We start from the raw sequence: 14,813 nt of genomic DNA, 5'->3' as shown, positions 1-14,813 counted from the left end.
CTCGCCGGTGCGGGCCGGACAGGCGTGCACGCCTGCGCCGCGTTGCTTGGCTCAATTATTGCGATGTTATAATTATTGACTCAGCCTCAGGCCGTCGGCGCCACCTTCCACTCCAATCATGACCAGTTTATTTTCCCTTGTCGCTGTGCCCTGTCGCGCCAAGGTTCTCTGTAGCAAACCACACACCCCATGATTACATTTCCCATGCTCGCCAGTGTCTGGCGCTATCGTGGTTTTATCGGCGGCAGCATCAAGCGCGAATTCCAGATCAAGTATCGCAATTCATTGCTGGGCGCCGCCTGGACCATCCTGAGCCCGCTATCCATGATCCTCGTCTACACGATGATCTTTTCGCAGGTGATGGGCACGCGTTTACCAGGCACGGCAGGTACGTTTGCGTACAGCATTTATCTATGTGCCGGCGTGCTGACCTGGGGCCTGTTTGCCGAGATCACGACGCGCAGCCAGACCGTATTCATCGAAAATTCGGGGCTCATCAAGAAGCTGCAGTTTCCCCGCCTCTGCCTGCCGGTGATCGTCGTACTCAACGCCGGTATTAACTTCGCCATTATTTTCGGCTTATTCAGCCTGTTCCTTGCCTTGTCGTCGAATTTCCCGGGCTGGGTGTATTTCGCTATTTTCCCGGTATTGCTCGTGCAGATTATCTTGTCCATCGGCATCGGCATGATTCTCGGCGTACTGAATGTGTTTTTTCGCGACGTCGGCCAGTTCTTCACGATTCTCCTGCAGTTCTGGTTCTGGTTTACCCCGGTGGTCTACCCGGTCGCGGCGCTGCCGGCCGAGATACGCGGCTGGCTGTTCCTGAATCCGATGGCGGGCGTGATCGGCGCATATCAAACGATCCTCGTGCATGCCCAGGCACCCGACTGGCTGTCGCTGTTGCCGGCCACCGTGGTTGGCCTTGCGTGCTGCCTGATGGGCCTGCAACTGTTCCGCAAGCGCGCGGGTGAAATGGTGGATGAACTCTGATGGGCAGCATTCGCGTCAACAAACTGGGCAAGGCCTACAAACAGTACGAGACCCGCTGGAGCCGGCTGGCAGAGTGGGTCATTCCGATGGGCCGGCCCCGCCATCGCCTGAAATGGGTACTCCAGGACATCAGTTTTCAACTGGCGCCGGGAGAAGCCGTCGGCATCATCGGCATGAACGGTGCGGGCAAGAGCACCTTGCTGAAGATGATCACCGGCACCTCCCAGCCGACCACGGGCAGCGTGACCATGACCGGCCGCGTTGCCGCGCTGCTCGAGCTGGGCATGGGCTTCCATCCGGACTTTACCGGGCGCCAGAATGCCTACATGGCCGGCCAGCTGATCGGCCTGGGCGTGGACGAGATCACGGCCCTGATGCCGCAGATCGAGGCCTTTGCCGATATCGGCGACTACCTCGACCAGCCGGTGCGCGTGTATTCGTCCGGCATGCAGATGCGCCTGGCCTTCAGCGTGGCGACCGCCAAGCGTCCCGACGTGCTGATCGTCGACGAGGCGCTGTCGGTGGGCGATGCCTACTTCCAGCACAAGAGCTTCGACCGCATCCGCGAATTCCAGAAGCTGGGGACGACCCTGCTGATCGTCAGCCACGACCGCGCGGCGATCCAGTCGATCTGCGACCGCGCCATCCTGCTCGACCGGGGCGGCATCGCCAAGCAGGGCACGCCCGAAGAGGTGATGGATTACTACAATGCGATCATCGCCGAACGCGAGAACTCGAGCGTCGAGCAGGTCGTCACGGCCGAAGGCCGGGTCCAGACCACTTCCGGCACCGGGGAAGCCACGGTCACCGACATCACGCTCGAGGATGAGCAAGGCGCGCCGCTCGAAGTGGTCAATGTCGGCGCCGTCGTCAACCTGCGCGTCCGGGTCCGGATCAATGCCGACCTGCCGCGCCTGGTGCTCGGCTACATGATCAAGGACCGTCTCGGCCAGCAGATGTTCGGCACCAACACGCACCACATGGAAGCGCCGCTCGAGCACCTGCGCGCCGGGGAGACCGTCGATTATTGTTTCCGGTTCCCGCTCAACCTGGGCGCCGGAAGCTATTCCGTCACGACCGCCCTGACCAGCAGCGATACCCACCTGGCCCATAACTACGAATGGCGCGACCTGGCCTTCCTGTTCATCGTGATGAACATGAACCGCAAGGTCTTCGTGGGCACCAGCTGGCTCGAACCAACCGTTGAGATCCACCGATGAGCAATTCGTTTTACCGGGCGTTCGAAGACCGCCACCGCGGCTCCCGCGAGCTGATCAAGTCGCGCCTGTCCGTCTATCACCCCTTCCTGGCGCCGCTGCCCGCGGTCGCCCACCCCGCCCTCGCCCTCGACCTCGGCTGCGGCCGCGGCGAATGGCTTGAACTGCTCGGGGAGCTGGGCTTTTCCGCGCGCGGCGTCGACCTCGACGAAGGCATGCTGGCCGCCTGCCGCGAGCGCGGCCTCGACGTCGCCACCGCCGATGCCCTGTCCTCCCTGCGCGCGACGCCCGACGCCAGCCTGGCGCTGGTATCGGCCTTCCACCTGGTCGAGCACATCCCGTTCGACGACGTGCAGGAGCTGATCGCCCAGGCGCTGCGCGTGCTGCGCCCGGGCGGCCTCCTGGTCATGGAAACGCCGAACCCGGAAAACCTGGTCGTCGGCAGCACCAATTTCTATACCGACCCCTCGCACCTGCGGCCGGTGCCGCCGCTGCTGCTCGACTTCGCGGTGGAATTCGCCGGCTTCGCGCGCCATAAAGTGGTACGCCTGCAGGAGCCGGAGGCGCTGCGCGGCACGGCCAGCGTCGACCTGATCAATGTACTCAACGGCGTCAGCCCCGATTACAGCGTGGTCGGGCAAAAGGCCGCCGACGCACCGGTGCTGGGCGCCTTCGACGCAGCGTTCGCGGCGCCCTTCGGCCTCGAACTGGACGAACTGGCGCGCCGCTACGACCAGCGGTCGCAGGCTCGCGAAGCCGACGCCGCCGCCGCGCTGGCGAAACTGGAAGAGCGCGTCGTCGCCGCCGAGCAGGGTCCGGCGCAGCTGTTCCAGCGCGCGCTCGATATGATCGAGGGCGCCAATGCGGCCAGCCGCGCGGCCCAGGCCGAACTGCTGGCCGGCCAGGAGCGCGAGCGCGCGCTGGCGCACGGCCATGCCGAAGCTGCCGCCCAGCTTGCCCGCGAACTGCAAGAGCTGCGCAGCGCGCAGGCCGACGTCGAGGGACGTGGTCAGCAAACGCAGCAGCAGCTCGATGCGATGGCGGCGCAGCTGGAGCACGCGCAGGCCGAACGCGATGCGGCAAGCGCCCGTGCGCGCGCCGCCGAAGAAACCGTGGCGGCGCTGTACGCCAGTACCTCGTGGCGCATCACGGCCCCGGTGCGGGGCATCCGGCGCATCGGCGGCGTGCAGCCGCGCGCGCGGCGCGCCGCGCCCGGCACCGGCAGCGCCACCGGCACGAGCTTCGCCCGGCGCGTGCTCCAGTGGGGCATGCGCAAGGTGCTGCAACACCGCCGCCTGACCGAATTCGCGCTGGGCGTGCTGGCGCGCCATCCCGGCCTGAAGGCGCGCCTGCGCCGGGTGACCGCGCCGGCAGCCTATGCCCCCGCAGACCCATCCCACACTTCATCCGTGACGCCGATGACGAACCCGAACCAGCCGCAGCTGCCGGCGCGTGCCGCGCGCCTGCTCTCCGATTTGCAGAAAGCATCCGCCGAAAGGAAGCGTTAATGCGCATTGCCATCGACATGCAAGGTGCGCAGGCCAGCAACGCGCAACGCGGCATCGGCCGCTATACGCTGGCACTGACGCAGGCGCTGGCCCGGGCCCGCGGCGGCCATGAGCTGATCCTCGTACTCAACGGCGCGCTGGCGGAATCGATCGAACCGATCCGCGCCGCCTTCGATGGCCTGCTGCCGGCGGACGCGATCCGCGTCTGGGACTGCCCGGGCCCGGTGGCCGCCGCCGATCCCGGCAACGACTGGCGCCGCCGCTCGGCCGAACTGCTGCGCGAAGCCTTTATCGCCAGCCTGGACCCCGATATCGTGCTGGTGTCGAGCCTGTTCGAAGGCCTGGGCGACGAAGCCGTCACCAGCGTCGGCGCGCTCGGCACGCTGCCGACGGCGGTCGTGCTGTACGACCTGATTCCGCTGATCCGGCGCCAGCCCTATCTCGAGAACCCGGCGGTCGAGAACTGGTACGAGAACAAGATCGGCCACCTGCGCCGTGCCGCGCTGCTGCTTGCCATTTCCGAGTCCTCGCGCCGCGAAGGCATCGAGTATCTTGGCTTCCCGGCGGCGGGCTGCGTGTCGATCTCGACCGCCGCCGACGCCCATTTCAAGCCGCAGGCCATCGCTCCGCAAGACTCCGCGGCGCTGCGCGAACGCTACGGCATCACGGGTCCCTTCGTGATGTACACCGGCGGCATCGACCACCGCAAGAACATCGAAGGCCTGATCCGCGCTTTTGCGCTGCTGCCCGCCGAACTGCGCGCCAGCCACCAGCTGGCGATCGTCTGCTCGGCGCAGCCGGCCGCGCGCGCGGCCCTGGTCAAGCTGGCGCGCCAGCAGGGACTGGCGGCGGACCGCCTGGTACTCACCGGCTACGTGCCGGAAGACGACCTGGTGGCGCTGTACAACCTGTGCGAGCTGTTCGTGTTCCCGTCCTTCCACGAAGGCTTCGGCCTGCCCGCGCTCGAAGCGATGTCCTGCGGGCGTGCCGTCATCGCCGCCGGCACCTCGAGCCTGCCGGAAGTGATCGGGCGCGCCGACGCCCTGTTCGACCCGGCCAGCGACGCCGCGATCGCCGCCAAGATCGAACAGGTGCTGGGCGACCCGTTCCTGCGCGCCGACCTCGAACGCCATGGCCTGGAACAGGCGCAGCGTTTCTCGTGGGACGCCAGCGCGCGCCGCGCGATCGCGGCCCTCGAAGACTGGCAGGCTGCGCAGCCGCAGGCCGCGCCGCCCCCGGCGCGCCGTCCGCGCCTGGCCTATGTCTCGCCGCTGCCGCCCGCACGCAGCGGCATCAGCGACTACAGCGCCGAGCTGCTGCCGGCCCTGGCGCGCCACTACGACATCGACGTCGTCGCCGCCCAGGTCGATATCGCCACTCCATGGATACGCGCCAACTGCGCGATACGCAGCGTCGAGTGGTTCCGCGCACATGCGTCCGACTACGAACGCGTGGTCTACCACTTCGGCAATTCCGAATTCCACCAGCATATGTTTGGCCTGCTTGCGGAAGTGCCGGGCATCGTGGTGCTGCACGACTTCTTCCTGTCGGGCGTCGCCGCGCACATGGAAGTGACGGGCTACCAGCCCGGCTACTGGGCGCGCGTGCTGTATGAGGGCCATGGCTACGCGGCCCTGGCGCATCGTTTCCACGCGGCCGACACCGCCGACGTGGTCTGGGGCTACCCCTGCAACGCCGACGTGCTGCGCGGCGCCCTCGGCCTGATCGTCCACTCGGAAGCCTCGCGCCGCCTGGCCCACCAGTGGTACGGCGCGGAGGCGGCGCGCAACTGGTCTGTCGTGCCCCTGCTGCGGGTTCCCGAGCCGGCTCCCGACCGCGCCGCCGCGCGCCGCGCGCTGGGCCTGGACGATGGGGATTTCGTTGTCTGCAGCTTCGGCCTGCTCGGTCCCAGCAAGCTCAATGACCGCCTGCTGTCGGCCTGGCTGGCCTCGGCGCTGGCACGCGACCGCCACTGCATCCTCGTCTTCGTCGGCGAGAACAGGCCGGGCGCCTTCGGCCAGGAGCTGGTGGCGACGATCCGCCGCAGCGGCCTGGAAAAACGCATCCGGATCACCGGCTGGGCCGACACCGCGACCTTCCGCCGCTACCTGGCCGCAGCCGACGCCGGCGTCCAGCTGCGCGCCCGCTCGCGCGGCGAAACCTCGGCAGCCGTGCTCGACTGCATGAACTATGCACTGCCGACGATCGTCAATGCCAACGGCAGCATGGCCGACCTCTGCGACGACGGCGTCTGGAAGCTCGACGACGAATTCGCCGACAGCGACTTGACGGCCGCCCTCGAGACCCTGTGGCGCGATCCACAGCGGCGGCGCGCGCTGGGCGACCGGGCACGCCGGATCATCCTCGACGACCACTCGCCCTTCCATTGCGCCGTCCTCTACCAGCAGGCCATCGAAGCGGCCTACCGCAGGGCCGGCAACGGCCTGCCGGCCCTGTCGGCCGCGGTCGGGCGGCTCGACGGCGCTCCGGCGCAGGAGCAGCCATGGGCCGACCTGGCCCAGGCCGCCGCACTGTCGATCCCGGCGCCGCTGCCGCGCCGCCAGCTGCTGCTCGACATCTCGGAACTGGTCCAGCGCGATGCCCGCAGCGGCATCCAGCGCGTCGTGCGCAGCGTGCTGCGCGAATTGCTCGATCATCCGCCGCCCGGCTACCTGGTCGAACCGGTGTACGCCACTGCCGAGCACGGCTACCACTACGCGCGCAGGTACACGCTCGGCCTGCTCGATTGCCCGAACGCGCTGTATCCGGACGAGCCGGTCGAATTCCACGCCGGCGACATGTTCCTCGGCCTGGACCTGCAGCCGCACGTCGTCGCCGCGCAGCAGGCCTTCTACCGCCACCTGCGCCGCGTCGGCGTGGCCGTGCACTTCGTCGTCTACGACCTGTTGCCGGTCACCTTGCCGCAGGCCTTCTCGCCGGGCGCGGCCGACCATCACAACGGATGGCTCGGCGTGGTGACCGAGGGCGACGGCGCAGTCTGCATCTCGGAAGCGGTGGCCGACGAACTGCGCGCGTGGATGCGCGAACACGGCAAGCCGCGCGCGCGCCCCTTCCGCGTCGCTTCGTTCCATCTCGGCGCCGACATCGGCTCGTCGGCGCCGTCGACCGGTATGCCCGCCGAAGGCGCGGCCGTGCTGGCGCAGCTGGCGCAACGCCCGACCTTCCTCATGGTCGGCACGCTCGAGCCGCGCAAGGGCCACCTGCAAGTGCTTGCCGCGTTCGAGCAGTTGTGGGCGGAAGGCGTCGACGCCAACCTGGTCATCGTCGGCAAGCAGGGCTGGATGGTCGAGGCGCTGGTCGAGCGGATGACGAACCACGCGGAGCGCAACCGGCGCCTGTTCTGGCTCGACGGGGTCAGCGACGAATTCCTGGAACAGGTGTATGCGGCGAGCGCCTGCCTGGTCGCGGCCAGCCATGGCGAAGGCTTCGGCTTGCCGCTGATCGAAGCGGCCCAGCACAAGCTGCCGATCGTGGCGCGCGACATCCCGGTGTTCCGCGAGGTTGCGGGCGCCCACGCGCATTACTTCAGCGGGGAGGCGCCGTCGGAGCTGGCGACCAGCCTGCGCGAGTGGCTGGCGCTGCACGCGGCCGGCCAGGCCGTGCGCTCGGACGCCATGCCCTGGCTGAACTGGCGCGAGAGCACGCGCCAGCTGCTGGCGGCATTGGCCTTGCCGCTTCCGTCATGAACTACGGCGACTCCAGCCGGCCTGCCCCCCCTGCGATGACCGGGCCATCGAATGCCCGCGTCGCCGGTTTAATCGCCTCATCTGAATTGAGCTCATGAATAAACAATACGCCCCGATGGGCAGCAAGCTCCGGGCTGCCTGGTTCGCCTGCATCATGATCGCGCTTGCCTACCTGATTTTCAGGAATACCGGCTTGCAGCCGGTGGTCATGGCCGACGAGTGGTACTACAGCAGTTTTTCGCGCTTGTTCCCGCTGGCGGAAGTATCGATACCGTCCTATCTGTATCTCGTCCTGTCCAGGGCGACGGCCTCATGCGGCACAGGGTTCCTCGAGTGCGCACGCCTGATGAACGTCGGCTTCTTCGTGGCAGCCGCGCCCCTGGTCTATCTCGTCGGCCGCCGCTTCCTCAGTCCGTCGATTGCGAGCGCGGTCGCACTGCTGTCGATTTTCGGGCCAGTCAACAGTTATACGGCCTACTTCATGCCGGAGTCGCTGTACTATTTTTGTTTCTGGCTGCTGAGCTGGTCGGCCTTCCGGTTTCACGAAAGCCCGGGGCAAGCCCGAGCGATCCAGACCGGCGCGGTCCTGGGTATCCTGGCTCTGATCAAGGTACACGCCCTGCTCCTGTTTCCGAGCGTGGCGCTTTTCCTGATGTACGCCGTGTACGCCCGTCCCGGCGACGCCGCGGGCCGCATCGGCAAGGCGCTGCTCCTCGTTGCGCTGGCGCTTGCCAGCGCCGCCGTCGTGCGCTTCGGTTTCGGCTACCTGTGCGCGGGGACGAACGGCCTGAGTCCGTTCGGCGCCCTGTATGGCGCGCAGGCAGCCAATTCAGGGGCAACCCACGTTCGCCTCGCGACACTCCTGCCGCTGGCCCTGTTCAACCTGAAGGGCCATGTCATCGGTCTCGCGCTCCTGTTCGGGCTTCCACTGGCAGCCCTGGCGGGACAAGCCGTCTCCCGTAACATGGGCGACACGGAGAACCGGCATGGCGCCCTGACGGTCTACACCATCCTGGTCCTGCTCGCCCTGCTGGCGGTCACGGTCGGTTTCACCGCCTCCGTCGCAGGTGGCGGGCAAGAGACCAACGTGCGCCTGCATATGCGCTATTACAACTTTATATTCCCTTTGCTGACGATGATCGCGGCGACCCAGCTGGGCGGCGATCCGGCGCGCCGCTCCCGCCCGTCCATCGTCGAAAGCGTGCTGGCGGTCGTTATCGGCCTCGTCATGGTGTACGGCGTCGCGACCTTGTGGCAGCCGTACACGCCCAGCTTTGTCGACAGCCCCGAGCTGCAGGGAATGACCAGCCACCGTAACTGGTTCTATTGGCTGAGCGCCCTGGCGCTGGCCAGCCTGGCCGCATGGACGTTCGACCGCCGCAAAGGCGCGCGCGTGTTTTTCTATATCTTCATGCCCTTGTTCACCGTCCTGTCGAACATCGCCATCAATCAGGAAGTGAAGTCATGGGGTACGGAGTCGCAATCCGATCGCGCCGGCATCGTCACCCGTCATTACCTGAGCGAGCCGCAACGGGGGCAGCTGGGTATCGTCGGTTCGGACGCGAGCGGTGTCTTCCGGGCGCAGTTCCACGTCGACAACCGGCACATCTGGCAGCACGTGGCGCCCCAGCACACGGCAATCGACCTGAAGGACATGCCACCTGAAACAGGCTGGCTCCTCGCCCTCGGCGATTATCCGACGCCCGCCGGGGCCGAGGTACGCGTCAGGACGCCGGAATTTTCGATCATCGAACTGAATACTCAGCTGCCAACAAATTTCGCCATGGAATTTTCTTCACCCGACAGCAAATTCCTCGAAAGCGTCGTCGGCTTGTCGGGCGCCGAACCCTGGGGCCGGTGGTCCGACCGGGCGGACGTCGAGCTTCATTTCAAGAACCCACTGCCCCGTCACTTCTCGCTGGGCTTGCTGGCTGAAGCCTACGGTCCGAACGCAAACGAAGACGTTGCGGTCACCATCGGGCCGGAAACGCATATGGTCAAATTCCAGAAAGCGAAACAGCAAGTGCAACTGGACTTCAAGACCGATGGAACGCAACGGGTCGTCAAGATCCACATCCCGAAACCAACGTCGCCGCAATCGCTCGGCAATGGCGAGGATTCCCGGACGCTGGGAATCGGTTTCAGCAGGATGACGATCACCTCCGCGCCGGCAGCCCTTGCCAACGACTAAGGGCCTGCCGACCGACAGGCAACACGCTCCATAAGGCCAGCCATGAATCTTGCAGCGCACCCCCCAGGCAGAAACCGGGCTCCTGTCGGTCGTTATCCCCTGCTATAACGAAGAAGAAGTCATCGGGGAAACGATCAAGCGGATCGGGCAGTTCTGCGCGGAGTTGCGCGGCCTCGCCGTCGAGGTGATCTTCGTCGACGACGGCAGCCGCGACCGTACGCGCGGCTTGCTCAAGCAATTCGCCGCCGCCGACCCGCGCATCAAGCTCATTTGCTTTGCGCGCAACTTCGGCCACCAGATCGCCGTGACGGCCGGCATTGACGCGGCGCGCGGGGATGCCGTCGTCCTGATCGACGCCGACCTGCAGGACCCGCCCGAAGTCATGCACGAGATGGTGGCCAAATGGCGCGAAGGCTTCGACGTGGTCTACGGTACGCGCACCGAACGGCCGGGGAATCGGCCTTCAAGCTGGCGACCGCGCGCGGCTTTTACCGCCTGCTCAACAAGCTGTCCGAAGTGCCGATCCCGCTCGACACCGGCGACTTTCGCCTGATGAGCCGTAACGTCGTCGATACCCTGCGCGCCATGCCCGAGCGCGCCCGCTTCGTGCGCGGCATGGTCAGCTGGGTCGGCTTCAAACAGACCGTCCTGCCCTACCGCCGCGCCGAGCGCTTCGCCGGGCAGAGCAAATATCCACTGCGCAAGATGCTGCATTTCGCAACCGACGGCATCCTCTCGTTCTCGACCCGGCCGCTGCAGATATCGGCGGCCATGGGCCTGCTGTGCGGCGGCCTGGCCATGCTCGGCATCGTGTACGCCCTGTACCTGCGCCTGTTCACGAACATCTGGGTCGAAGGCTGGACCGCGCTGATGATCGCGGTGCTGTTCATCGGCGGCGTGCAACTGGTCAGCGTCGGCATCCTGGGCGCGTACATCGGGCGCATCTACAACGAAGTCAAGAAGCGCCCGCTGTACGTGGTCGAGGAATATGCGGGTTTTGAGGGAGGCCCGGCGCTGTCGCGCAGTCCCGTGGTACGCAGTCCCGAGGTAAACCAGCAATGACGGGAAAGAACAGCCTGCGCCTCCTGGGCGGGGCCGGATGCGCCGTGTTTTTCGCGTGGCTGATCCTGCGCCAGATCGACGCCGGCCAGATCCGGGAAGCATTCCGCGGCGCGGATCGTACCTGGATCGGCGCCGCGCTGGCGGCCTTTTGTACGGGCTACGCGGCGCGCATCCAGCGCTGGCGCGTCATGCTGCGCATCGACAATCCGGCGCTGCGCTGGCGCGACTGCGCCGGCCCGCTGCTGGGCAGTTTCGCCGCCAACAATGTACTGCCGCTGCGCGCCGGCGACGTGCTGCGCGCCTTTGCCTTCAACGCGCGCCTCGGCACGGGTTCCGGCACGGTCGTGGCCACCCTGTTCGTCGAGCGCCTGCTCGACCTGCTGATGGTGCTGGTGTTGCTGGGAACGACGCTGGCGCTGTTCGGCATGGAGACCAGCCGCTTTGCCGGCGTCGGCAGCCTGGTGCTGGTCGCGCTCGCCTGCGCCATCCTGGCCGTCCTGCTGCTGCCCCGCGCCTTCGCCCCGCTCGCGCTGGGCGCCGGGCGCGCCGTGGCGCGGATCGCGCCGGGTCCGGGCGCCAAGCTGCTGGCGGGCATCGGCAAGAGCCTGGCGACGCTGCAGCACCTGGCGCGCGGCAGCACCATGCTGCAGCTGGTCGCCTGGTCGGTGCTGGCCTGGAGCGCCGAAGGCTGTGTGTTCTGGTGCGCCGCCCTGGCCCTGCCGTCGGTCGCGGCGCCGCTGGCTGGCTGGCTGGCTGGCCCTGCCGGTCGGCACGCTGGCGACCCTGATCCCGGGCACGCCCGGCTATGTCGGCACCTTCGATTATTTCACCGTCAAGGCGATGACGGAAATGGGCAACACGGCGGCCGGGGCGACCGCTTGTGCGCTGCTCGTGCACATGCTGTTGTGGCTGCCGCCTACCCTGGCCGGCGGGCTCTATCTGCTGCTGCATCCCGCAAGCCGGCGTGTACAACCTGAGGCAATCCAAGAATGAGTATTTCCGGCAACACGCAGGTAACGATCGTCGGCGCCGGCTTCACCGGCCTGGCGACCGCCATGAACTGGCCAGGAAAGGCGTCAAGGTCACGGTGCTCGAAGCCGAACCCGAACTGGGGGGCCTGGCGGCGGCCTTCGACGTCGGCGGCGAAAAACTCGACCGCTTCTACCACCACTGGTTCACCAACGACCAGGAAGTCATGGGCCTGATCGACGAGCTGGGACTGAACGACCGGGTCGAGATCAGCCCGACCAACACCGGCGTCTACTACGCCAACAATTTCTTCAAGCTGTCGACGCCCTGGGACCTGCTGAACTTCACGCCGCTGGGCCTGCTTGACCGCATCCGGCTGGGCCTGCTGGCCCTGCGCGCGCGCCGCGTCAAGGACTGGAAAGTTCTGGAGAACAAGACCGCGCACGAATGGCTGATGGAACTGGGCGGCGCGAATGTCTACCGCATCGTCTGGCAGCCGCTGCTGAAGGGCAAATTCGGTCCCTATGCGGAACAGGTGTCGGCGGTCTGGTTCTGGAACAAGCTCAAGCTTCGGGGCAGCTGCCGCGGCAAGGGTGGCGAGGAAAGGCTGGCCTATTTCAAGGGCGGCTTCGTCGCCCTGGCCGAGGCGCTCGCGCGGCGTATCGAAGCGCTCGGCGGCAAGATCGAACTCAATACCCGGGTAGCGGAGATCGTGCCGGTGGACGGCCGCTGGCAGACGGTCACCGACCAGGGAACGATCCGCTCGGACCGTGTGGTGGCCACGACCGCGCTGCCGCTGGTGGCCGGCATGCTGCGCGGCTGGGCCGCGCCGGATTACCTCGCCAGCCTGGAGCGCATCGCCTACATCGGCAACGTCTGCCTCGTGCTGGAGCTTGACCGTCCGCTCTCGAAGACCTACTGGCTCAACGTCAACGAGCCGAGCTTCCCTTTCGTGGGCGTGATCGAACACACCAATTTCGAGCGGCCGGAAACCTGTGGCGGGCGCCATATCGTCTACCTGTCGAAATACCTGCCGCACACCGACCGCCTGTACGCGATGAACGCGGACGAGTTCCTCGACTACGCCCTGCCCTACATGCAGACCATGTTCCCGGCGCTGCGGCGCGACTGGATCCAGGCCCACCACCTGTGGCGCGCGCGCTGGTCGCAGCCCGTTGTCGAGAAACACTACAGCGCGCTGATCCCGGCGCAGGACGCTCCGCAGGCGGGCCTGCACCTGTGCTCGATGGCGCAGATCTACCCGGAAGACCGCGGCACCAACTACGCGATCCGCGAAGGCCGCCGGCTCGGCCTGCGGCTCGCCGGCCTGTTCGGGCAGCAATGACGCAGGAATAAGGAGTGCCTGCCGGGCGGGCGCCAGCGTGAAGCGCCGCACAGTCCCGCTTGTCGGTTTGCGCGAAGATGCAGCATCACCATGCTGTCCCGGCCAGGCGCCGGGGCGGCGTCGCGCAAAGGAATCCCATGGCAACCGGCTCCACTCCCGAAGACAACGCAGGCAAGCCGCTCGACCTCCAGGGCGATGGGCAAAGCGTCGGCGTGCCCGCCGACGGCGAACTCGAGGGCAGCACCTACAACCCGCTCGGCGGCAGCACCGGCATGAAGCACTGGCAGGCAGGCTACATCGAAGAACCCGGTTTCGAGGACCGCGGCAACGTCTTCTTTGCCGCCGTCGAAATGACGCGCATGCCGATGATCGTCACCGACCCACGACAGCCCGACGACCCGATCGTCTTCGCCAACCGCGCCTTCCTCGACCTCACGCTGTACGAGGAGAAAGACATCCTCGGGCGCAACTGCCGTGTGCTGCAGGGGCCGCAGACCAATCCCGACACCGTCGCCGAGATCCGCGCGGCGCTGGCCGAACGGCGCGCCATCGCCCTCGACATCCTCAATTACAAGGCCGACGGCACGCCCTTCTGGAATGCGCTCTACATCGGGCCGATCTTCGACCAGGAAGGCGAGCTGCTGTATTTCTTCGCCTCGCAAATGGACATCACCCAGCGCCGCGCGAACGAGCAGTCCTCGCTGCAGGCGCAGAAGATGGAAGCGATCGGCCAGCTGACGGCCGGCATGGCCCACGATTTCAACAACCTGCTGCAAGTAATTAACGGCAACCTGGAACTGGCCCTGCTCACGCTGAACAAGCCCGGCGGCGCGGCCGAGCCGATCCGGCGCGCCCAGCGCGCGGCCATGAAAGCCGGCAAGCTGACCCAGCAACTGCTGACCTTTGCGCGCAAGCAGCGGCTCGAACCGAAGCGGGTCAACCTGAATGCGCTGCTGGTCGAATTCTCGGAGTTGCTGGTGCGCACCCTGGGCGACCGGGTCGACCTGCAGCTCGACCTGAAGCCCGGCCTGCCCGCATGCAAGCTCGACCCGACGCATTTCGAGATGGCCCTGCTCAATGTCCTGATCAATGCGCGCGACGCCATGCCGAACGGCGGCCGCGTGCGCGTCAGCACCGCCGTGCTGGGCGGCGACGGTCCGGCCGCCAACGATCCGGGCGCCGGCCAGGTTGCCGTCTGCATCAGCGATGAAGGCGAAGGCATGGCGCCGGAAGTCATGCGCCGCGCAACCGAGCCTTTCTTCACGACCAAGGGGCCCGGTACCGGCCTCGGGCTGGCGATGGTGCACGGCTTCGTGCAGCAGTCGCGCGGACGCCTCGAGATCGACAGCGCGCCCGGACAAGGCACGACGGTGCACATGGTGTTCCCGGTCGACACCACGCGCGGCGCGGCGGCCGAGGCGCCGGACGACACCGACGCCGCGCAGGAAAGCGCGAAGGCGCGCATCCTGGTGGTCGAGGACAACGAGGACGTGCGCGAACTGGCGGAGACGATGCTCGCCGCCGCAGGCTATGCCGTGGTTTCTGCGCCGAGCGGTGAACACGCCCTCAGCCTGCTCGACGAAGGTGGAGAAGTCGACCTGGTGTTCACCGATGTGATGATGCCGGGCGGGATGAACGGCTTGCAACTGGCGGACCAGGTGCGGGCGCGGCGGCCCGGCACGCCGATCCTCGTCACCACCGGCTACATGGACGAGTTGCCGGCGGCGCGCGGCCAGCGGCTCGACATCCTCGGCAAACCCTATCGCCAGGAAGATTTACTGGCGCGGGTGCGGGCGATCTTGCCGGCATCGGCCGGGTAACGAG

General features: G+C 66.9%; 10 protein-coding genes. All 10 read left to right on the top strand.

What is annotated here, in order from left to right:
* Nucleotides 1–189: 189 nt before the first annotated feature.
* The 10 genes from AC1MEM_RS07625 to AC1MEM_RS07580 all read left to right on the top strand — a co-directional run bounded on the left by AC1MEM_RS07625 (nt 190) and on the right by AC1MEM_RS07580 (nt 14,809).
* Nucleotides 190–990, top strand: a complete 801-nt coding sequence (locus AC1MEM_RS07625; RefSeq protein ID WP_499476383.1) for an ABC transporter permease — start codon at nt 190–192, stop codon at nt 988–990.
* The gene (locus AC1MEM_RS07620; protein WP_499476381.1) at nt 990–2,210 is read left to right on the top strand and encodes an ABC transporter ATP-binding protein; all 1,221 of its coding nucleotides are present in this window, start codon (nt 990–992) and stop codon (nt 2,208–2,210) included. The genes AC1MEM_RS07625 and AC1MEM_RS07620 overlap by 1 nt, the downstream gene beginning before the upstream one ends.
* Entirely contained in the window at nt 2,207–3,715 is a 1,509-nt protein-coding gene (locus AC1MEM_RS07615; protein WP_499476380.1) for a class I SAM-dependent methyltransferase, read from the top strand. The genes AC1MEM_RS07620 and AC1MEM_RS07615 overlap by 4 nt, the downstream gene beginning before the upstream one ends.
* Entirely contained in the window at nt 3,715–7,422 is a 3,708-nt protein-coding gene (locus AC1MEM_RS07610) for a glycosyltransferase (protein WP_499476379.1), read from the top strand. Before AC1MEM_RS07615 ends, AC1MEM_RS07610 begins: the two co-directional genes overlap by 1 nt.
* Before the next feature lie 94 nt (nt 7,423–7,516).
* Nucleotides 7,517–9,613, top strand: coding sequence for an ArnT family glycosyltransferase (locus AC1MEM_RS07605; protein WP_499476378.1), 2,097 nt, complete (start codon nt 7,517–7,519; stop codon nt 9,611–9,613).
* Nucleotides 9,614–9,662: 49 nt separating this feature from the next.
* Nucleotides 9,663–10,166, top strand: coding sequence for a glycosyltransferase family 2 protein (locus AC1MEM_RS07600; RefSeq protein ID WP_499476377.1), 504 nt, complete (start codon nt 9,663–9,665; stop codon nt 10,164–10,166).
* The gene (locus AC1MEM_RS07595) at nt 10,130–10,675 is read left to right on the top strand and encodes a hypothetical protein (protein WP_499476375.1); all 546 of its coding nucleotides are present in this window, start codon (nt 10,130–10,132) and stop codon (nt 10,673–10,675) included. The genes AC1MEM_RS07600 and AC1MEM_RS07595 overlap by 37 nt, the downstream gene beginning before the upstream one ends.
* Complete coding sequence (locus AC1MEM_RS07590; protein ID WP_499476374.1) at nt 10,672–11,652, top strand: lysylphosphatidylglycerol synthase transmembrane domain-containing protein; 981 nt, start codon at nt 10,672–10,674, stop codon at nt 11,650–11,652. The genes AC1MEM_RS07595 and AC1MEM_RS07590 overlap by 4 nt, the downstream gene beginning before the upstream one ends.
* 110 nt (nt 11,653–11,762) lie before the next feature.
* Complete coding sequence (locus tag AC1MEM_RS07585; RefSeq protein ID WP_499476373.1) at nt 11,763–12,989, top strand: NAD(P)/FAD-dependent oxidoreductase; 1,227 nt, start codon at nt 11,763–11,765, stop codon at nt 12,987–12,989.
* Between the two features lie 137 nt (nt 12,990–13,126).
* Nucleotides 13,127–14,809 (top strand): histidine kinase famiy protein, encoded by a 1,683-nt coding sequence (locus tag AC1MEM_RS07580; protein WP_499476371.1) that lies wholly within the window; start codon nt 13,127–13,129, stop codon nt 14,807–14,809.
* Nucleotides 14,810–14,813: the final 4 nt, after the last annotated feature.

It is taken from the genome of Telluria sp. AIW5 (genome assembly GCF_056680575.1).
The sequence above is the reverse complement of the archived record's forward strand: the minus strand, read 5'-3'. Positions and strand labels throughout refer to the sequence as shown.

What these genes read in the sequence shown, in the direction of transcription:
- AC1MEM_RS07625 (WP_499476383.1), top strand. Translation starts at nt 190, where the DNA reads ATGATTACATTTCCCATGCTCGCCAGTGTCTGGCGCTATCGTGGTTTT.
- AC1MEM_RS07620 (WP_499476381.1), top strand. Translation starts at nt 990, where the DNA reads ATGGGCAGCATTCGCGTCAACAAACTGGGCAAGGCCTACAAACAGTAC.
- AC1MEM_RS07615 (WP_499476380.1), top strand. Translation starts at nt 2,207, where the DNA reads ATGAGCAATTCGTTTTACCGGGCGTTCGAAGACCGCCACCGCGGCTCC.
- AC1MEM_RS07610 (WP_499476379.1), top strand. Translation starts at nt 3,715, where the DNA reads ATGCGCATTGCCATCGACATGCAAGGTGCGCAGGCCAGCAACGCGCAA.
- AC1MEM_RS07605 (WP_499476378.1), top strand. Translation starts at nt 7,517, where the DNA reads ATGAATAAACAATACGCCCCGATGGGCAGCAAGCTCCGGGCTGCCTGG.
- AC1MEM_RS07590 (WP_499476374.1), top strand. Translation starts at nt 10,672, where the DNA reads ATGACGGGAAAGAACAGCCTGCGCCTCCTGGGCGGGGCCGGATGCGCC.
- AC1MEM_RS07580 (WP_499476371.1), top strand. Translation starts at nt 13,127, where the DNA reads ATGGCAACCGGCTCCACTCCCGAAGACAACGCAGGCAAGCCGCTCGAC.